Below are 20,020 nucleotides of genomic sequence, written 5' to 3'. Positions count from 1 at the left end.
AAGGTAAACCTGAGATTTTTAATAGTGATCAGGGGGTGCAGTTTACTGTAATATAAATATATAAACTAATCAACTCAGGAAAAGTGTAGTCAGTTTTGTTGGAAGACTTTAAACACGTAATGGGCAATTTATGTATATCTTTATCAGCTTTTTTAGAATCAATACATTTATCATTCTTTCTTAATATTATATGCTGCTTGAAAAATTCTTCATATTCCTCAAATCCTTCGAATACTTCTTTTTTTTGGTAATCTTTCCTTCTACCGCTTTGATCTATTTTTTCTATTTTTGTTGCAAGTTGTGCTGGTTGTTTTATCGTCTTGTCTCCCTCTTGATTAAAGTATAAGGTGTAAGGGGTAATTGCATTAATAATTTTGTGTGTTTTCCAATGGCAACCAAAAACCTTTAGTACTAATTTGATTATTGGAGCAAGAAAAATTTTTAATTTCGCTATGAATCCAAAATAATAAAGAGAAGCTTGTTTGAGTGAACTAGCAGCCTTATTAACTATACATCTTAGATGTATATCCTTATCTTTAAAATTTTTATGAACCTCTGCTGCTACATGTCCACCTAAGCAGTTTCCGAACAATATAATATCATCTGGTTTTATACCTTTTTCCAACAAGTTAGTTACAACTGCTATACCAGATTTAACTCTATTGCTACGTATCAGTGAGTTATTTTTACTTAAACCAAATCCAGGATAATTAAAAAGGTATACAGTAATACCTTGATCTGTAGCCCAATCGAAGTTTTGGAAATAATCTTTGCTAGGACTTAATGCTTTATCTCCGCCAATAAAGTATACCAGATGTTTTTCACTTTGATTATTTACATTTTTACCAGGAAGCGTAATTGTCTCTATTTTCATCCCGTTTTGAGTTTTTATAAACTCTCTCTCAGTTTACTCTCTTATTTCTTTCATATTTTAACTCTCACTATAATTATACAAAAAAATCTTAAAAAATCAACAAAATCTCAATTTTATGAACAATATAAACCTTCTCAAATTCATTGAATTATGCTTTCAAACGGTAGTGCCGGGGTGTGAGTATAATGATTATCAATATATAAAAGTCATAGCAGACAGGCTTGAAGCAGCAAGCGCTGGTGAAGCAAGAAGAATAATATTCAATATGCCGCCGCGTTCAATGAAGTCCATTTGTGTAAGTGTTGCATGGCCCGCATGGATACTTGGAAATCAGCCAACTGCAAGAATAATAGTTGCAAGTTATTCTCGGTTGCTTAGCGAAAAGCACTCACTCGATACCAGGTGCATAATGCAATCTGATTGGTATAGAGAGCTATTTCCGAAAGTAGAATTATGCAAAGATCAAAACACTAAATATAAATTTCAAACAGTGTAAAGAGGATGTCGAATTGCAACATCAGTTGGAGGAACATTAACCGGTGAAGGTGGAGATTTCATTATCGTGGATGATCCACTAAGTCCCGCACAAGCTTTGAGCGAAACATTTAGAAAGCGTGCTGCAAACTGGTTTGATCAGGCTTTAGTAACCAGGCTCAACGACAGAAAAAAAGGAGTTATCGTTCTTGTGATGCACAGACTCCATTTAGAAGATTTAACTGGTCACCTCCTCTGTAAACCAAGAAACATATGGCATCATGTCTGTTTACCAATAATAGCTGAAGATAAGGAGATTATTTATTCAGTTAATAATCATATTCCAGAGCATGAACAGGAAATATACTCAAGAAAAGAAGGTCAATTGTTGTATTCCCTAACTGAAGGAAAAGAAGAAATTGAGATGATAAAAGCTGAACTTGGGAGTTATGGTTTTGCTGCTCAATACCAACAAAAACCTCTACCACTTTCAAGTGGTATAATTAAACGAGAGTGGTTGAAGCGCTATAAAAATTTTCCTGATAGCCTCTTGCATGTAACACAAAGTTGGGATACTGCAATTTCAATAAACAATACAAGTGACTTTAGTGTCTGCACTACCTGGACAAAAGTAGATAATACATTCTATTTACTCGATGTATATCGCGCAAAACTTGAATATCCAAAACTTAAAGAGAAAGTTCTATCGCTGGCTGCAAGGTGGAAGCCACACGCAATTTTAATCGAAGCAAAAGCAAGCGGTCAGCAATTGGTTCAGGAGCTCAGGAAAAACAGTGATTTACCTATTATTCAAATAGTACCACATGATGACAAATTAACTCGATTTCACCGAATTGTCCCAATTATAGAATCTGAGCGGGTTTTTCTCCCTAACCAAGCAGTATGGCTTAGCGACTTTGAGTATGAGATTTTAATGTTTCCAGAAACCCGTCACGACGATCAAGTAGACAGTACCGTGCAATATCTTCAGTGGGTGAGAAACAATATTGCTAGAGTGGTAGCTATACGTTCATTGTAGCTTGAAAAGGTTCCTCGGAATTGTGTATAATTTTTTTAACTGAGCTTATTTAACTTATCCATTTTCTAAATGATATTTTAGGGTTTATTGAAATAAATACTACGCAAAAATTCTATCTCTGGGTGCTTAGATGAATATCTTTATATTAGACGAAAATCCTGTAACTGCAGCACAAATGTTATGCGATAAGCACATAGTAAAAATGCCGCTAGAAACTGCTCAATTGCTTAGCAGTGTTTTTTCAATAGCATTAAAAGAGCCAAATCCTTTAGTCAGCATTACAAACCAGAATATAGAAGTTCCATATAAACTTACTCACAAAAACCATCCTTGTTCTTTATGGGCTAGACAATCAAAAGGAAACTTTGATTGGTTAATAAAACATGGAAAAGAATTGTGTATAGAATATAGCTTGCGATACAAAAGAACGCATAAATCCGAAGAAGTTATAGATTGGTGCGATAATAACAAGGATTTGCTAATATTTCGATCAGCTGATATACAAGCTTTTACACAAGCGTTACCTGATCGATATAAATGTAGTAACCCAATAGAAGAATATAGAGAATATTACCTAAAAGAAAAGATGAGATTTGCTAAGTGGGAAAAAGGTAGAGAAGCACCAGATTGGTTGCTAGACAAAATGCTATAGGTTATAAAATTATCCAAATCGGTCATAAAAAAGGTAAATTGAAGCTACAAAAGCAATGCTGGCTGATAATGTTGATGTTTATCAAGTTTATTGATCTTTCTATTTGTGAGATTAAAGAATTCAGTAAACTGTTATTCCCAGTATATGGTAGGCTACTTGCACTATAGAGTGTCATGTACACATCTGTACTAACAAGCAGAGGTAAATCTAAGTCAGTTTAGATATAACATTTACTTTAAAAAACTTTATTTTACGCTGATATTCTAGCGCTTTTCTGTGGTATTTTGTTGGGGTATAATTTGCAAAACTATCTTCCTTATAGGTTAAAAAATTACACTGCTTTATATGTAACTCTATCCACTCTGCATAATCCTGATGATCAGTTGCAATAAATATTTCACCTGTGACAAGTATTTTTTTTGCTAATAAATTTAAAAATTCCGTATTAATTAACCGTCTTTTGTTGTGACTTCTTTTCGGCCATGGATCTGGAAAGAGAATAAAGAATTTTTCAACACTGTGGTCAGGAAAATTGACAATTAATTCTCTTGCATCTTCTGTCCATATTAAAATATTTTTTATGCTGTGTGCTTCTATGCTTTTTAGCAAGGAAGAGACCCCCTTTAAATAAGGCTCACATCCTATAAATAATAGATCAGATTCATTGAATGCCTGATGGAGCATATTTTCACCATTACCGAAACCTATTTCTACCCGTATTCTTTTTTGTAAGTCTACGATCTTTTTTATAGATTCCTTGCTGTTTTTAATAGAATACTTCTCCAAAACATTCAACTTCAACCTAGATCTTCTGGAAAATGACCTAATCCAATTATTATTCCTAGATAGCATATCTTACATAACTTAATCTTTTATAGCTTAAACAATTCTCGAAATGAATTAATGAGAATTTACTTGTCACTAATTATTAATATTATATAATATATGAGTTCTAATGAAGTTAAAATTAAAAGGTATGGAAAGTACAGTTGCTATCAAGAGACTATTATCAAATAGGTTCATAGAAGAGATATTTCAAGATCAATTTGATAATCAAGATAATGACTTTTGTGAAGATTCTTTTGCTAACAAAATCAAAGAAGGAGATGTGGTAGAAGGTATAATCACAAGAAGAAATTCTAATGACATTGTGGTTGATGTTGGTTTAAAGTCAGATGGAAGAATTCTGATTAAGGAGCTCAGTTGTAATGATGATATCACTGTTGGCTCGAAAATTAGAGTTTATGTTGAAAGAATTGAAGATTACCATGGTAATGTTGTTCTTAGTCGTGAGAAAGCAATCAGAGACGAAAAATGGAATAAATTGGAAGAAAGCGCAGTTACAAAAGATGAAGTAACAGGAATCATTAAACGCTCAATTAAATGCGGTTTTATTGTTGATCTTGGTGATGGAATAAGTGCGTTTTTACCGCTGAGTCATGTGGATTTGAAGCAAATAAAAGATGCTAATCACCTTATTGAAACTGAACAAAAATTCATCGTGCTTAAAATGGATAAGAAGCAGGGGAATATTGTAGTATCAAGAAAGCTGGTATTAGAGAAATTGCATGCTGGTGAAAAAATTAAGTTTTTAGAATCTTTAAATGAAGGTGATGTAGTAGAAGGCAAAATAAAAAGCATCACTCACTACGGTGCATTTGTTGGCATTCATGAATCAGATACAGTGGGAGTTATAGATGGGCTGCTACATATCACAGATATCTCTTGGAGTAATGTAAGTCATCCATCTGCAATTTTTTCTTATGGTCAGCATATAAAAACTAAAATTATAAAAATAGATAGAGAAAATGGAAAAATCTCCCTGGGTGTAAAACAATTAGGAGACAATCCTTGGCAAGATCTAGAGTCAAAATGTCCAATTAACAGCGTACACAAAGGATGTGTAACGGGTATAAAAGATTGTGGATTCATTGTTGAGATTAAACCTGGGATTGCGGGTTTGGTACACTCATCAGAAATAACTTGGAGCAAGAATAATTTACCAATCAGTAGTTTTGTAACAATAGGACAAGAAGTGGATGTAAAAATTCTCGGTATTGACATTATTAAAAATAAGATGAGTTTAAGCACAAAAAGGTGCGTAGAGAATCCTTGGCAAGTATTTATTGATAAATATCCTCTTGGTTCTATTGTTTCTGGTAAAGTTAAAAGCAACAATGGTTCACAAATATCTGTGACTTTTGATAATTCTGAGATATCTGAGGACGTAGAAGGAACAATTTATATGCAAAATCTAAGTTGGTCGAAAAACAATTCAGATGAGATAAAAAAGTATAATGTAGGTGATGAAATAGAAGCAAAAGTGATAAGGGCTAACGTAGATCGGACAAGAATTTATCTTGGAGTAAAGCAAATAGAGTATGATCCTCTTGAAGAACTGATAGAGAAAGTTAAAGTAGGGGATAAAATTCAGGTTACTGTAAGTAAGAGAGAGGAAAATGGTCTAATCGTTGAGGTTGAGAACAATGTAACCCTTTTAGTAGATCAAGAGCATTTACCAGAAAATAAAAAGTTTTCTATATCAGAAAAAATACAAGTTGAAGTAGTAGGTGTTGAAAAATATAATATAATATTATCTGCCAAATAACTTCTTGTGCTTCATATAAATGGCAACGAAATCTGATATAACAGCAAGAGTGGCAAAAAAACACCTTTTGTTAGATAAGGTCATTATAGCAGCCATAGTTGATATTTTTTTTCAAGTGTTTTCAAACACGTTGAAATATCATAATAGAGTTGAAATCAGGGGGTTTGGTTCTTTTTCAATTAGAAGCTATAACTTGAAAGAAGCAAGTAATTTGACGTCACAGAAGGTTGCAAAACATCAATACTTTAAAACTTATTTTCGTAGCAGTAAAAAGTTATCCCTCTTGATAAATGAATGAAAATCTATATTGTAGATTTGAAAGTTGTACAATATAGCATCATATGCAAGTAGTAGAAATAGTTATACATAATAACACATATAAAATATCTTGCGAAAGTAAAAAGAAGGACCATTTATTACAACTTGCTAATAGCTTCAACAAGCTAGTTAGCTCCATATCTCAAAGAACTGGAGGTAAGGGCTCAGATGCATTAAATTTCTTACTTGCAGCATTGACTCTCGAAGACAAAATTTTAGAATTAACAAAGCGATTAGACGAAATAAATCAAGAATGCAAAAAGTATAGGGAGGAAAAAAGAGTAGAATATGCTGAAGTATTAGATAGGGTAAACAAGATTATTGGGTGCATAAGTGATTAAAGCAAGCAATCAAATCGACTACCTCACTACTCAAATCAGGGGGAAGAAGTTTCTTACGAGTTATGTAACAATATAATTCGCAATCATCAAGATCAACTATTTTTTCGTATTCAATTAGTTCACTTAAGGAAAATTTATCAAGATATTTCAATGCAAAATGCCCTAAAAGTATATCAGTTTCTTTACAACCCCTATGCCAACTCCTATACATCAGTTTTCTTCTTAATAAGGAGATATCTATCATTGTCATTAAACTTTTTTTTAATTTAAAGACTAAACTAAATACTTGTCAAGCAAGGCGCATTTTAATATACTCAACGTTTGATTAAGATTTAAAACATAGGTGGAATTAATTTCTCATCAACTTAGCGCTGGAATATATTATTTTTTATCGTTTTCTTTAATAATTTCTATCATAGTATTCGTGCATGAATGTGGGCATTATATTGTCGCTAAAGCATGCAAGGTTAAAGTTGAATCTTTTTCTATAGGCTTTGGTCCTGAAATTTTTGGTTTTAACGACAAGTCTGGAACTAGGTGGAAATTAAGTGCCTTTCCATTGGGTGGCTACGTTAAAATGTTAGGGGATACTAATGCAGCAAGCGTTCCTGTTGATCAACAAAAATTAACTGAAGAAGAAAAATTATACTCATTCCATACAAAACCTCGATATCAAAAAGCAGCAATAGTTTTTGCAGGGCCTTTTGCAAACATGATATTTACCGTTATAGCTTTCACAATATTTTTCAGCGTGGCAGGTTATTATCGTACTCCACCAGTAATTGGTAATGTAATTGAAGAAAGTGCAGCAAAGCAAGCTGGCCTATTACCAGGTGACACTATTACACAGATCAATGAGTACAAAATAAAATACTTTGAAGATATTTCACGCGTGATAATGTCCAACCCTGAAACAAGAATAGAAATTAAGTATAGCAGAAATAACGAAGAGTACAGAACTATTCTAACTCCGTTTATAGTTGAGGATAGAGATGTCTTTGGTAACATAATAGAAAGAAAAACTATAGGAATTACCTCAATTAATATGATAGGGTTAAAACAGTCATCTTTTCTTGGAGCTGCTAGCCTATCAGTGAATGAAACCTACCACACTATGTGTTTAACAATCAAAGCACTCTTTCAAATTGTTGTTGGTAAAAGGAGTATAAATGAAATAGGTGGGCCAATAAAAATTGCAAAATATTCAGGGCAATCAGCTAAAAAGGGACTTATTATGGTTCTATATTTTATGGCAATTATTTCAGCTAATTTAGCTGCAATTAACTTGCTGCCAATACCACTACTAGATGGTGGGCATTTATTTCATTATATTATAGAAGCAGTTATACGTAGAGATTTGAGTTTGAAATATCAAAAATATGCAGTCACTTTTGGTGCTACCATACTGTTTTTGTTGATGGCAGTTGCAATCACAAATGATATTAGGCATCTTTTTTAAGATACATATGAAAAAGTTATTTCACATACTAATAATAATACTTATTTCTTTTCCCACTCTACTTGTTGCTCTAGAAAATAAAGAAAAAGTACAGATAAAAAATATTAAGTATATTGGCAATGAGCGAGTAAGTGATCAAACAATAAGGTTTTATACAAAATTAGAACCAGGTAGTCATATAAATGATGATGATGTAGATTCAGTTATAAAAGATTTATATAAAACAAAGTTATTTGCTAGTATTAACGCCTATATCGATGATGAAAAAAACTTAGTAGTAAAAATTCATGAGAATCCATTGATTAACAAAGTAATATTGAAAGGCAATAAGTTATTTAACAGTAAAGAGTTGCTAAATAACGTTATCCAGTCAAAATCACTAACTATTTTCACTGAAACAAAATTACAAAACGATTTAATAAATCTAGCTACTCTTTATAGGAACAGTGGTAAAATTGGTGTTAAAATTGCATATGAGCTAGATAAGCTTAGTAGCAATAGGATAAACCTAATTTTTAAGATAAAAGAAGGAAGAACGTCTAAAATTAAGGGTTTACGATTCATAGGTAATAAAAACTTTTCAGCAAATGAGCTAGAGCAAGTTATCAAAAGGCATAGCAATGATATATTTAGTAAGTTATTTAGAGCCATTTTTAAAAGCGGAACTCATTATTCACCTCAATATCTACTGATTAACACAGAACTGCTTGATCGCTTCTATTCATCTAAGGGATATATTCAAAATAATATCCAACCAATTGTTGAGGTTGATAATAACAACCAAATAGAGTTAACTTTTTTGATTGATGAAAAGCAGCAATACTTATTTGGAAATAATGAAGTTGATATTGAAACTGAGATTCAGGATTTAAGTTTAAGGGAAGAAATATTAGAATTTATCAAAGAGGAAAATAATCAAATATTTAATAGAGTTAAAATTAACAATACAGCAGAAAAAATAAGTAAACATTTAAACGAAAAAGGATATATATTTGCAAAAGTTAATCCAGAATATACACAACATAACAATATTGTGGATGTAACTTACAAAGTGCTACCAGGTAAAAAGATTTATATAAACCAAATTACCATTGATGGCAATGACCGCACTTTAGATAAAGTAATTAGAAGAAAACTTAGCATGGCAGAAGGCGACGCATATAACACATCTGAGATTCAAAAATCACGTAGAAAACTTATATATAGCGATTTTTTTGAAACAGTAAAAATAAATAGTTATATAGTGGATGAAAATACAGTAAATCTTGATTTAAATGTCAAAGAAAAAAGAACTGCCTCGTTATCTTTAACAGGTGGCATGTCTCTTCCTGGTGGAGTATTTGTTAAAACCGATTTCACAGATCGTAATTTATTTGGTAGTGGTAAAGAGGTATCTTTTGCTCTTGAAAAAAGTCAATATGTTCTTTCTACTAGTATAGACGCTGTTGAAAATAATTTTAACGATTCTGATACTTCACTAGGCATGAGTATTTTTTATGAAAAACAAGACAAACCAAACACTACTTTCGATACCTGCAACTGGGGAGGAATAGCAAAAGTATCATATAAAATCTCAGAAAATCTAACCAATTCCTTTCTATATTCTTATAAGTATAATCACATACACATGGACAATAAGGGTGGAAAAGATGAGGATATCTCTGAGATAATAAGAGATCAAGAAGGTGAGTATCAGGTTTCATCAGTGGGATACACGTTAGCGTACAATAAACTGGATAACCTCTATACTCCTAAAGAGGGATATTTATTGCGTTTAAGTCAGGATATTTCAGGATTATGGGGAAATGTAAATTTCCTAAAATCTGAATTCTTATCTTTTTATACACACCCTATATTAAGCAAAATTGATGATGATATAACATTGCGCTTTAAAGTAGCAGCAGGTCATATTTTTTCCTATACTAATAAAGAGCTCAACATTGGCCAGCACTTCTTTAAAGGTGGCAATGAGATTAGAGGATTTGACCTTTCCGGCATTGGACCAAGAGCAGAAGACAAAAATCAAAGCTCATTGGGAGGCAAAACTTATTTTAATTTAACACAGCAAGTAGATTTTCCACTATCTAAATTATACGACTATGCTGGTATCAAAGGCTCACTATTTGTTGACTATGCAACACTTTTTGGTTTAGATGAAAAGAAGGGATATAGTGGGAAATATTACGATAGTAAGCTTATAAGAGTATCACCAGGTTTTGGCTTTTCAATGCCTTCTCCTTTTGGTAGAATTAGATTAGATTTTGGGTTTCCTTTAGTAAAGGAAGCTTATGACATAATACCATCGACAAACGTTAAAATTTCTATTGAAGCGGGGATTTAAATGAAATATATACAGTTATTTACATCAGTTATTGCCTTAATTATTTCCTTATTTGTGGGGTATAAGTTTGTAGGGTATCAACCTCAGAGCACGCTTAATACAAAGGCTGCCATTATTGATAGTGATAAGGTTATCAATGAATCTCTGGCTCTGCAAAATATACAACAACAAATAAAGGAGCAGAATTCTAGATTACAGAAGGAATTTGAAAATGAGTTAGAAAAATTTAAGCCATCGAAAGAAGAATTTGACCTTTTGTCAGAAGAAGCAAAAAAAGAAAAGACAGAACAATTTAGTAAGCATACTGTAAGTGTTAGGGATAATTACGCTAAGAAAATGTCACATTTAGAAGAAAATTATAGAGAAGCAGTAGAAAGTGTCTTTAACAAGATAAAAGAAGTTGCTAAAAAAACAGCAGAAAAAAACAACATAGATTTGGTACTATTTATTTCAAAAAAGAATCAAGTTTTATACTCTATGGATGAAGTAGATTTATCGGATGTAGTATTAAAAAATGTAAACAAGGAAATACCCGAATTTGCTTTGCAAAACATTGAATAGACTTATGCAATGTAATATCAATGATATTATAAAAATACTACCACATTCTTATCCTTTTCTCTTAGTAGATAGGGTTATAGAATGCGATCCTGGTATGAGTATAAAAGCAATTAAAAACGTGACTTTCAACGAGCAATTTTTTATTGGTCATTTTCCTGGCCATCCGATAATGCCAGGAGTTTTGATAATTGAGTCTTTAGCTCAGGCATCTGCTATATGTGTTCTCGGTAAAAAAACAGTAGAAAATAAAGTTGTATACTTTATGTCCATTGAAAACGCAAAATTCAGAAAGCCAGTCACTCCAGGAGATACCTTAATTCTTCAATCTAACTTTGAAGGTTTGCGTTTAGGTGTATACAAATTTAAGTGTGTTGCATCTGTTGGAAAAGAAGAGGTTGCAGGAGCAACAATCTTAGCAAAACTGCAAGATAAATAAAATCTTCATCTATAAGAAACAGTATGTACACTGTATAGTATAAAGATGCAACTGAATTTCAAAATCTCATTTTCAAACTTATACACTCGTAGTGAATTAATAAAGTTAGATAAGGCGTTTTTGGATTACATAAAATCGTGCGATGAAAGCTTGTTTTATTCATTAGTTGAAGCAAGAGAAAAAGCAGCTTCTTCTTCGATGTCATCCCAGTGTTCATCCCAGTGCTTGACACTGGGATCCAGAAAACAAGAAGGATGGATTCCAGCTTGGATGAAAGATGGTTGTAATAGCCAGTTAATAATGGATCTCTCACATTTACTTGATGAATTTATTGCAAAATTTTTCAATATTGAAAAAGAAGTAGAAGAGTTAAAGGAAAAACACAATGACTTTGCTGTAATATACAGATGCAAAAGATTATTTGTTCAGCGTTATGCATTGAAGAAATACACTGATGTAGCAAATATTGATTATGTCACTAACAAATTAAATAGTTTCATTACTTTACCGACAACAGAAAAAAACTTTTCTGAGCAGGTAATGAGTTGGCTTGAAAATAAAGAGGATCACAAAGAAGAAATAGAACTTGCGGCTCAATATGCAGTTTGGAGAGTGAAAAATAAACAGAGTATACTATTTAGCATACATAAGAAAATTGATTACGAAAATCTCGTATCATTCTTGAAAAAAGAAGTAGACGAGGTTGAGGTTCTGTATTCAAATGAGGTGAAAAGAAGATATGGTTTTGATCTAACAAGCAAAAAGGTGAGTTTGAATAAAGCACTAGATAATGCTCACTACTGCATATTTTGTCATAAGCAAAGTAAGGACAACTGCTCAAAGGGGCTAATCAATGATGACAACACTTTCAAAAAGTCTCCACTTAGAGTTGAGCTGCACGGCTGCCCACTAGAGCAGAAAATATCAGAAATGAATCTGGTAAAAAGCGAAGGATACAGCATAGCAAGTCTTGCAATTGTGATGATAGATAACCCATTATGTGCGGCTACTGGACACAGAATATGCAATGACTGCATGAATTCGTGCATATATCAAAAACAAGAACCCGTAAATGTGCCAGCAATTGAAACAAGGATTCTAGATGATGTGCTTAGTTTACCGTATGGATTTGAAATATATTCTCTGCTTAGCCGCTGGAATCCTTTAAATTTTCAGCGTCCATTGCCAAAAGGAAACACTGGAAAAAACGTCCTAGTTGTAGGCCTTGGTCCTGCGGGTTTTAATTTAGCTCATCATTTATTAAACGATGGGCATAACGTTATCGCCATTGATGGACTAAAGATTGAACCTTTGATCGATAATTTACAGCTAATTAAAGATTTTGAACACGAAAAATTGAGTGAACGCACGGCAGATGGGTTTGGTGGAGTGTCAGAATACGGCATTACTTCTAGGTGGGATAAAAATTACTTAAAGATTATTAGATTACTGCTGGAAAGACGTGAGAATTTTGCACTTTATGGAGGCATTCGTTTTGGCAGTACGATAACTGTTGATGACGCATTTAACTTGGGTTTTGATCACATTGCCTTGGCACTTGGCTCTGGTAAGCCACGAATGATCAAAATAAAAAACATACTAGCCCGTGGAGTGCGCATGGCATCTGACTTTCTTATGTCGTTACAACTGACTGGCGCTCTTAAATTTGATTCTATAGCAAATCTGCAAGTTCGTATGCCGATAGTTGTCATAGGTGCAGGACTCACTGCAATTGATACTGCTACTGAAGTTTTAGCTTACTATCCGATTCAAGTAGAAAAATTTCTTCTTCGTTATGAAATATTGGTTGATAAGTATGGAAAGAAATATGTCGAAAAAGATTGGAAAGAAGAGGAATATGAACTTGCAAATGAGCTGATATCGCATGCACAATTGATCCGAAAAGAGCAAGAATCAGCAAAAAAAGAGAATAGAGAAGCAAAAATATTGGAACTAATGCAAAGTCTAGGGGGAGTGAAAATTGTATATAGAAAAGAGCTAAAAGATTCACCAAGTTATCGATTAAATAGCGAAGAGGTGCAAAATGCACTATCAGAAGGGATTTACTTTATTGAAAACTTAGAGCCGATTGAAGTTGTAACAGATAAATATAACCACGCTGAATCAATAAAACTAATAGACACAAAATCTGATGAAATCAAGCATATAAAAGCACGTTCTATTTTTATAGCAGCAGGTACTAAGCCAAATACAGTTATTGCAACAGAAGATAAAAAGCATTTTAAATTAAGTAACGGATATTTTACTCATTTGAATTCATCGGGAAAAGAAATAGATCCTATCTTTTCTCCTAAGATGCGAGATAAAGATAGAATATTAGTATATAAGGAAGGCAATAAAACAATTAGCTTTTTTGGTGATCTTCATCCCTCGTATAGCGGCAGTGTAGTCAAAGCTATGGCAAGCGCTAAGAATGGTTACCCTATCATTTCTCAGCTTTTGAATAGAGTTAATAGCTTCATTTATATCATTCCGGCTAGAATCTCGGAGTCATATGCACAATTGTATGAATGTTGTAATATAAGAGTAACTTTCACCAAAAAAGATGTCATTCCAGTGCCCAAACACTGGAATCCAGAAAACTTAATTTTGAATGAGTACACCAGATGGTTATATAGTCAGAACTGGATTCCAGTGTCAGCTATTTGCACGACACCAACTACTATGCGAATTACCTACAAATTGCAGCATTTGCACGCTAAAGCGTCACGCGCTGGAATAATATCAGAACACCTAACTAACAAAGAATTTTTCAAAAAAATCAAAGAGCAATTCACTGCAAAGGTTATAAAAGTTCAATATTTAACAAACAAAGTTGTGGAAATAGTGATCAAAGCACCACTTGCGGCAAAGAATTTTAAACCTGGACAATTCTTTAGGTTGCAAAATTTTGAAACCAATAGCAGAAAAGCCAATAATACAAACCTTGCTATGGAAGGTATAGCAGTAACCGGCACTGAAGTAGACAAAAAAAAAGGATTTATTTCCACTATTGTGCTTGAAACTGGCGGTTCCACTAATTTATGTAAATGTTTTAAAAAAGGTGAACAAATAATTCTTATGGGTCCAACTGGCAGTCCTACTGAGATTGGTTAAACCTATTTTGTACTAATTATACCATAATGTATATTATTTATTAATAAATCTATACTACAATAATGATTTTTATTAAGGTAGTATTATGACACATCAGTTAATATTCACACTTCCAAAAGAAAGCTACTCTATAGCTATAGGACCATGTTCTGCAAAAAGTAGAAAGTGTAAGGAGTTTATAGCAAAAAACGAAGACGTAGGTATGAAATTTCTTATTTCTACTAAAGATGATACTGGCAAAACAGGAAAAATGTCCCTTTGTAAAGATAATAACGGTCAAGATGAGTGTACAACATCCTACACAGTTCAATTTCCAGTAATTTATAATGATCTTTTTAATGATAGCTTGAGCTACGTAAGTGTTCTTTTGGATCATGATAAAGGACATTTAACTAGGATGCACAATGAATTCGATAAATATAATATTGATTACACAGTTATGGACAATGATACAACACAGAATGTGTTGTCAGAGGTTTTTATATAATCTAATTTTCATTATACAGCTACTCAGAGCTCTCTTGGTTCCATTATCTCTACTCGAATGCCGTCATTACAATGCTTGATACAGGGATCTATAGATAAACAATTTAATATTCCATTACGTGTTAGCGGAACCTATCTATATCATTATCCAAAAAACATAAAAAACTAAATTAACGAAGAATTCTTTAATAGAATCAGATATTGCGAAGAGCATAAAAGTCGAATGAGTGCATTAAAAACTGGCAGCTCCATTATATTTATGCAAATACTGAAGAAAAAGCGAGTAAATAACTCTCAACTGACAGACTTAATGAAGTTCTAGATATTAAAGTGATGCCAAACTTTATTTCAAAAAGTAAATAATTTACTAACGCTCGTGCACAAATTAAAAATAAATTATGCACGAGTGTAGCACTGTGAATTAGGAGTGCTATATTAAAGCTTACCTCACTATTAAAGCTATCGGTCGGATTAGATTAAAAACCTAATCTGACCGGTTTCTCTATGACCTTCTAAACCCTGATATAATTATATGGTAATTAGCTTAACTAGTGGTTAATACGCAAATTGATTTTATTTGTATGTTGAGGTAGCATAAACCATACTGTTTTACATCATTGTGCAACTTTATAAATTTTTATTGCTATTTCTATTGACTACATTAATAGTGATAGTCCTAATATTACCTGAAAATTTAGGTACTACGCTGAATTGCTCTCATCCAGTTCTAAATTTTGATTTATCTTTTCGTATCGTACTAATATCTTTTTTATCAGTTGCATTTTTAGCTGTTCTACCAGCACAAAATTTGACTTTTTCAGAGATGCTATCTTTTGCTGCTTACACTATTAGTTCACTTTATGCAGTTTTATCTGAACATATGATATTGGTTATAATATTCTTTGAGTTAATGACCATCAGTGCATTTTTTGTTATCGCGGCTAGCTGTAAAGATAGTGGATCTGCAATAAGGTACGCTTGTATACACTTTTTCGTTGGAGTTATATTGATAGCAGGATTGGCATCTCAAAGCACTAACCTGATAATTTTGGGTTTATTGATAAACTGTGCTTGTTTCCCTTTTTCATTTTGGGTTGTTGATGCGTATCCTGATGCGTCACTGCATGGCACTACATATCTCTCTTTATTTACCACTAAAGTCTCTTTTTTAGTGATGCTTTTACACACTTATACCCTATGGCAAGATTGTACTGAAATATTAGCACTTGTAGGCGCCATTACTGTAATTTACAGCATTATATTTGCTTCCCTTGAACAAAATATTCGTAGATTTTTATGCTACAATGCTGTAGGACAAATGGGCTTGCTGATTATTGCAGGAGGTTTACTCATCCCTTCAGAAAATGCAATACCAATTTTGATGTTACACATAATTTTCTCTCTTCTTTATCAATCACTATTATTTGTAGTCAGCAATTCGATTATTTCACAAACAAAAACAATTAGTTTTAATGGAATGGGTAAACTAATGTCAGTGGAAGGTATGTGCGCTATGATCGCAGTACTCACAATGGCTACATTTCCTGGAACTGCTGGATTCGTCAGTAAATCATACATTGCAGCTGAAATTGAAATAAATGGTGCTGCCCTAAAAGGATATAAAAATTTATACAAGATTCTGAATTTACTGCTTTATTTAAGCGTGGGACTCAAATTTCTTTACTACATATTTATTGCAAAAAGTAAGTCAAAACCTTTAGCAAAGAGGGAAGGTAAAATATCTATGCTTATTTTAGCATTTATATGTGTAATCGCTGGCAATCCTTACTTACCTATTTACAATAAATCTTCGATTTTAGATTTTGTGTACAACACAAAAAATATTTTGTCGCAATTTAATTTGTTATTATGTACCACTTTATTGTTTATTCCTTTACGCAAGTTGTTTTATCCAAGAATAAATTTTAAAATGGATGTTGATTGGATTTTCAGAGCTCTTATACCATATATTGCTTTGCTGTTCAATCAACTGATCTTTAAAGTGAGAGAAATATCTGCCAACCTACTGCAAAACTTGACTAATTCACCTGCTAGTTTATACTTTAATAATATTAATAAACTTAAAGAAGTGCTGAGTTATAACTCAGTGAGTTTTGTTTCAGCTTCTTCTCTCTTTTTAATGAGTATTCTACTAATTATATTATGTTTAAATCGTTAACTGAAAGTTTAAATTCTGTATTTAATAAACTGAGAGGAAAGTCAATTATTTCTGAAGATGATTTTAACCTTGCCATGCGAGAAATACGCATGGCCTTAATTGAAGCTGATGTTTCACTTGAAGTTGCAAAAAAATTCATCAACGACATTAAAGATAAAGTGATTGGGGAAAAAGTCATAAAAAGTGTTTCTCCGGCACAAATGATAATCAAAATTGTGCAGGATAATTTAGTTGCAGTTCTTGGATCAGAAAAAAGTGACTTAAATTTATCGGTTAAACCTCCTGCTGTGATTATGATGGTGGGTTTGCAAGGTGCGGGAAAAACAACTACTTCAGGGAAACTTGCTCTGAAGTTAAAAAAACAAAAGAAAAAAGTGTTGCTTGCTTCTTTGGACATTTATAGACCAGCTGCTCAAAAACAACTTGAAGTGCTAGGTAAACAAATAGATGTGCAAACTTTACCTGTAGTAATAGACGAGAAGCCCACTACAATTACAAAAAGGGCACTGGCAGCAGCAAAGAACGATAATTATGATGTATTAATACTAGACACCGCAGGCAGGCTTCATATTGACGATAATATGATGAATGAACTGAAAGATGTGAAGGAAATATCCTCACCTACAGAGGTTATTTTAGTAACCGATGCAATGATAGGTCAAGATGCAGTAAACATTGCCAAATCATTCAATGAAATAATAGGTGTAACTGGGATTATTCTCACCCGTGTTGATGGTGATGCACGTGGTGGTGCTGCTCTTTCTATGAAAATGATCACCAATTGTCCAATTAAATTTATTGCTTGTGGTGAAAAATTAAGTGACCTTGATGATTTTTATCCTGATAGAATTGCAAAAAGGATACTGAGTATGGGTGATGTTGTCTCATTGGTTGAGAAAGCTGCTGAGATTGTTGGTCAGGAAGAAATTGATAAACTGCAAAAGAAAGTAAAAAAGGGTAAGTTCGATCTGAACGACTTAGTGGGCATGTTAAAAACCCTCAATAAAATGGATGGTATTAGCAACATAATGAAATTCATTCCTAGCTCATTCACAAAAAAGTTAAGCAGTGGTATACCAGACGATAATAAAGTGAAAAAATATATAGCCATTATAAATTCAATGACTGAAAAAGAAAGACAAAATCCGGATATTTTAAATGGCAAAAGAAGACTTAGAATTTCTAAAGGGTCCGGTACAAGTGTAACTGATGTTAATCTTTTAATTAAGCAGTATAATCAAATGAGCTCTATGGTAAATAAGTTCAGTAAAGTCGATCATAGTAAACTCAAAGAATCTGATTTGATGAATATGCTAAGCAGAAAGTAAGTCAGCAAGTAGCGGAATGAAATAAAATCATCAGTTGTAATTGCTGTTGAATAGTAAAATATATTATTTTAGCGTGAAGTAATAAATTCAATAAATTTCTGCAGTTAGAATTGGCATGATAATAAAAATTGATATAAGTTACTTTACCTATATTTAATGCGTTGTTTTATAGCTAACACACTATATCACTACACTAGTAACAGACCGAAGGTTGCCGATAGCTCAAGTTACTCTAGTTATAGCATCCACAATATCATTTGTAAACCTGTAGCTATATACAATAAATGAATTTTTTTATATATTCGTTGTTAGTATTTTGTATTTCCTGAACAGTTCCGTGAGAAATGATCTCCCCTTCATATAATACTGCTATTCTATCAGCTATTTTAAATGTGCTATGAATATCATGTGTAATCGTGATAATTGTAGGGCGAAGATCTTGAGATAATTTTATTATTATCTCGTTTACTACATCTGACATGATTGGGTCTAATCCTGAAGTTGGCTCATCCAATACAATAATTTCTGGGTTGTGTGCAATTGCTCTTGCAAGTGCCACTCTTTTTTTCATTCCACCTGATAGCTCTATTGGAAACATATCTGCTATGTTTTCCTCCAGTCCAACATCATTTAACTTCTCAATTGCTAGCTGTTTTGCCTCCTTTTTGCTGATATTAAAGCGCTTTTTATAATTAAAAGATATATTTTCCCACACTGTAACGTAGTCAAATAAAGCGGAATTTTGAAATAACACCCCAAATTTATTTTTGCTTTTACTATTTATTTTAATAGACCCTGAGTCTGGTGTCACCAAGCCAATGATTGTTTTTATTAATACAGATTTGCCACTTCCTGATCCGCCAAGTATGACTAATGATTCCCCTTTTAATATATCGAAACTTAGATCTTTTAGTACTGTCCTTTCATCAAAAGATAAATTTAAGTTCGATATTGATATTATGGGGTTACGCATGTATCAAAGTAATCATGTAGTTTGCTAAAATGATCAGTATGGACGATAAAACAACAGTTGATGTTGTAGCAACACCCACTCCTCGTGCACCTTCTTTGCAATGGTAACCGTAATAGCAGCTTGAGACAGAAATTATGGCGCCAAAAGCAGTCGCTTTCATTAGTCCAACAATAAAATCGTACATATTAAAGAATTGAGCTGTATATTTTATGTATATATTTAAATTGTGGTTAAATTCAAAGACTGCAGTGACATACCCTCCAAATATTCCTATTAGATCTGCACATACTGTAAGTATTGGAAATACTATAACTGACGCTAGAATTCTTGGTACAATTAAATATTTGAAAGGATTGATGTCCAAAGTTGTAAGTGCGTCTATTTGTTCAGTAATGCGCATTGTGCCAATTTCTGCTGCAATTGAGGACCCAACCTTTCCTACCATTATTAAGCTGATCAAAACTGGCCCTAACTCTTTAATGATAGTGATCGTAACAAGTTTAGGTACTACTTGTTCTTGATTAATCAATATACCACTTAAGCTACTCTGTAAAACTATCACTGCTCCTATAAAAACTCCAGTTAGCCCAACAATTGGCAAAGAGAAAAAGCCTATCTCTATAATTTGTCTTGCCACATTGCTAAAATAATATGGAGGAGTAAAGCAGTGATATAGAGATTGAATAAAAAATACAAATGCGTTACCAATTCTCAAGAGAAAGTTCATAAAGCATCTACCGATTATTCTAACGCTGTCTATATTAAAGGAACTCACTTTACATTTATCTTAGCTAAAATTAGTTTTACTGATTTTATTAAAATTTTTATTAACTT

General features: G+C 32.7%; 16 protein-coding genes and 2 pseudogenes. 13 read left to right on the top strand and 5 right to left on the bottom strand.

The genetic code is table 11. The annotated features are described in order from the left end of the window. Positions 1-46 precede the first annotated feature (46 nt). Positions 47-874 (bottom strand): annotated as a pseudogene (locus LB100_RS01795) (alpha/beta hydrolase family protein); the annotation flags it as partial. Between the two features lie 115 nt (positions 875-989). Between LB100_RS01795 and terL the strand changes: the two are divergent. Both terL and LB100_RS01785 read left to right on the top strand, forming a co-directional pair. Next, a pseudogene (gene terL / locus LB100_RS01790) lies at positions 990-2,387 on the top strand (phage terminase large subunit). Positions 2,388-2,517: 130 nt separating this feature from the next. Next, entirely contained in the window at positions 2,518-3,039 is a 522-nt protein-coding gene (locus LB100_RS01785; RefSeq protein WP_264682582.1) for a pyrimidine dimer DNA glycosylase/endonuclease V, read from the top strand. Between the two features lie 207 nt (positions 3,040-3,246). Here LB100_RS01785 and trmB read toward each other — a convergent pair whose 3' ends face one another. Beyond that, positions 3,247-3,891, bottom strand: coding sequence for a tRNA (guanosine(46)-N7)-methyltransferase TrmB (trmB, locus tag LB100_RS01780; RefSeq protein ID WP_063631013.1), 645 nt, complete (start codon positions 3,889-3,891; stop codon positions 3,247-3,249). Between the two features lie 103 nt (positions 3,892-3,994). On the opposite strand from trmB, the gene LB100_RS01775 reads away from it, so the two are divergent. The 3 genes from LB100_RS01775 to LB100_RS01765 are packed head-to-tail and all read left to right on the top strand — an operon-like array spanning position 3,995 to position 6,306. Then, positions 3,995-5,647: a 30S ribosomal protein S1 gene (locus LB100_RS01775; RefSeq protein WP_456201188.1), complete on the top strand. Its 1,653-nt coding sequence runs from the start codon at positions 3,995-3,997 to the stop codon at positions 5,645-5,647. A 19-nt stretch (positions 5,648-5,666) separates the two neighbouring features. Then, positions 5,667-5,945: an HU family DNA-binding protein gene (locus LB100_RS01770; protein WP_006014469.1), complete on the top strand. Its 279-nt coding sequence runs from the start codon at positions 5,667-5,669 to the stop codon at positions 5,943-5,945. A 43-nt stretch (positions 5,946-5,988) separates the two neighbouring features. Next, complete coding sequence (locus LB100_RS01765) at positions 5,989-6,306, top strand: cell division protein ZapA (protein ID WP_010404232.1); 318 nt, start codon at positions 5,989-5,991, stop codon at positions 6,304-6,306. On the opposite strand, the gene LB100_RS01760 is transcribed toward LB100_RS01765, so the two are convergent. Beyond that, positions 6,284-6,550, bottom strand: a complete 267-nt coding sequence (locus LB100_RS01760; RefSeq protein WP_010404229.1) for a succinate dehydrogenase assembly factor 2 — start codon at positions 6,548-6,550, stop codon at positions 6,284-6,286. The genes LB100_RS01765 and LB100_RS01760 overlap by 23 nt on opposite strands. A gap of 99 nt (positions 6,551-6,649) precedes the next feature. Here LB100_RS01760 and rseP point away from each other — a divergent pair, with 99 nt between their 5' ends. The 8 genes from rseP (at position 6,650) to ffh (ending at position 18,213) form a co-directional block, all read left to right on the top strand. Then, positions 6,650-7,765 carry an RIP metalloprotease RseP gene (gene rseP, locus LB100_RS01755; RefSeq protein ID WP_006014462.1) on the top strand — a complete coding sequence of 372 codons (1,116 nt, stop codon included), beginning with the start codon at positions 6,650-6,652 and terminating at the stop codon, positions 7,763-7,765. 7 nt (positions 7,766-7,772) lie between these two features. Beyond that, positions 7,773-10,106 carry an outer membrane protein assembly factor BamA gene (gene bamA / locus LB100_RS01750; protein WP_456201185.1) on the top strand — a complete coding sequence of 778 codons (2,334 nt, stop codon included), beginning with the start codon at positions 7,773-7,775 and terminating at the stop codon, positions 10,104-10,106. After that, positions 10,107-10,667 carry an OmpH family outer membrane protein gene (locus LB100_RS01745; RefSeq protein ID WP_052264996.1) on the top strand — a complete coding sequence of 187 codons (561 nt, stop codon included), beginning with the start codon at positions 10,107-10,109 and terminating at the stop codon, positions 10,665-10,667. A gap of 4 nt (positions 10,668-10,671) precedes the next feature. Then, positions 10,672-11,103 carry a 3-hydroxyacyl-ACP dehydratase FabZ gene (gene fabZ, locus LB100_RS01740; protein WP_006014455.1) on the top strand — a complete coding sequence of 144 codons (432 nt, stop codon included), beginning with the start codon at positions 10,672-10,674 and terminating at the stop codon, positions 11,101-11,103. Between the two features lie 45 nt (positions 11,104-11,148). After that, entirely contained in the window at positions 11,149-14,220 is a 3,072-nt protein-coding gene (locus LB100_RS01735) for a WPE palindromic element domain-containing protein (RefSeq protein WP_456201182.1), read from the top strand. An 85-nt stretch (positions 14,221-14,305) separates the two neighbouring features. Beyond that, complete coding sequence (locus tag LB100_RS01730; protein WP_226079314.1) at positions 14,306-14,707, top strand: hypothetical protein; 402 nt, start codon at positions 14,306-14,308, stop codon at positions 14,705-14,707. Between the two features lie 618 nt (positions 14,708-15,325). Beyond that, entirely contained in the window at positions 15,326-16,885 is a 1,560-nt protein-coding gene (locus LB100_RS01725; RefSeq protein ID WP_264719667.1) for a proton-conducting transporter transmembrane domain-containing protein, read from the top strand. Further along, positions 16,870-18,213: a signal recognition particle protein gene (ffh, locus tag LB100_RS01720; RefSeq protein ID WP_264719668.1), complete on the top strand. Its 1,344-nt coding sequence runs from the start codon at positions 16,870-16,872 to the stop codon at positions 18,211-18,213. Before LB100_RS01725 ends, ffh begins: the two co-directional genes overlap by 16 nt. A 271-nt stretch (positions 18,214-18,484) precedes the next feature. On the opposite strand, the gene LB100_RS01715 is transcribed toward ffh, so the two are convergent. Then, a complete protein-coding gene (locus LB100_RS01715) occupies positions 18,485-19,186 on the bottom strand; it encodes an ABC transporter ATP-binding protein (protein ID WP_264336534.1) in 702 nt (233 codons plus the stop codon). After that, positions 19,179-19,961 (bottom strand): MlaE family ABC transporter permease, encoded by a 783-nt coding sequence (locus LB100_RS01710; RefSeq protein WP_264336533.1) that lies wholly within the window; start codon positions 19,959-19,961, stop codon positions 19,179-19,181. Before LB100_RS01710 ends, LB100_RS01715 begins: the two co-directional genes overlap by 8 nt. Between the last annotated feature and the right edge of the window lie 59 nt (positions 19,962-20,020).

Source organism: Wolbachia endosymbiont of Protocalliphora sialia, from assembly GCF_053891855.1.
This window is presented reverse-complemented; position numbering and strand designations above follow the sequence as displayed.

What these genes read in the sequence shown, in the direction of transcription:
- LB100_RS01785 (WP_264682582.1), top strand. Translation starts at nt 2,518, where the DNA reads ATGAATATCTTTATATTAGACGAAAATCCTGTAACTGCAGCACAAATG.
- trmB (WP_063631013.1), bottom strand. Translation starts at nt 3,891, where the DNA reads ATGCTATCTAGGAATAATAATTGGATTAGGTCATTTTCCAGAAGATCT.
- LB100_RS01775 (WP_456201188.1), top strand. Translation starts at nt 3,995, where the DNA reads ATGAAGTTAAAATTAAAAGGTATGGAAAGTACAGTTGCTATCAAGAGA.
- LB100_RS01770 (WP_006014469.1), top strand. Translation starts at nt 5,667, where the DNA reads ATGGCAACGAAATCTGATATAACAGCAAGAGTGGCAAAAAAACACCTT.
- LB100_RS01765 (WP_010404232.1), top strand. Translation starts at nt 5,989, where the DNA reads ATGCAAGTAGTAGAAATAGTTATACATAATAACACATATAAAATATCT.
- LB100_RS01760 (WP_010404229.1), bottom strand. Translation starts at nt 6,550, where the DNA reads ATGATAGATATCTCCTTATTAAGAAGAAAACTGATGTATAGGAGTTGG.
- bamA (WP_456201185.1), top strand. Translation starts at nt 7,773, where the DNA reads ATGAAAAAGTTATTTCACATACTAATAATAATACTTATTTCTTTTCCC.
- LB100_RS01745 (WP_052264996.1), top strand. Translation starts at nt 10,107, where the DNA reads ATGAAATATATACAGTTATTTACATCAGTTATTGCCTTAATTATTTCC.
- fabZ (WP_006014455.1), top strand. Translation starts at nt 10,672, where the DNA reads ATGCAATGTAATATCAATGATATTATAAAAATACTACCACATTCTTAT.
- LB100_RS01735 (WP_456201182.1), top strand. Translation starts at nt 11,149, where the DNA reads ATGCAACTGAATTTCAAAATCTCATTTTCAAACTTATACACTCGTAGT.
- LB100_RS01730 (WP_226079314.1), top strand. Translation starts at nt 14,306, where the DNA reads ATGACACATCAGTTAATATTCACACTTCCAAAAGAAAGCTACTCTATA.
- ffh (WP_264719668.1), top strand. Translation starts at nt 16,870, where the DNA reads ATGTTTAAATCGTTAACTGAAAGTTTAAATTCTGTATTTAATAAACTG.
- LB100_RS01715 (WP_264336534.1), bottom strand. Translation starts at nt 19,186, where the DNA reads ATGCGTAACCCCATAATATCAATATCGAACTTAAATTTATCTTTTGAT.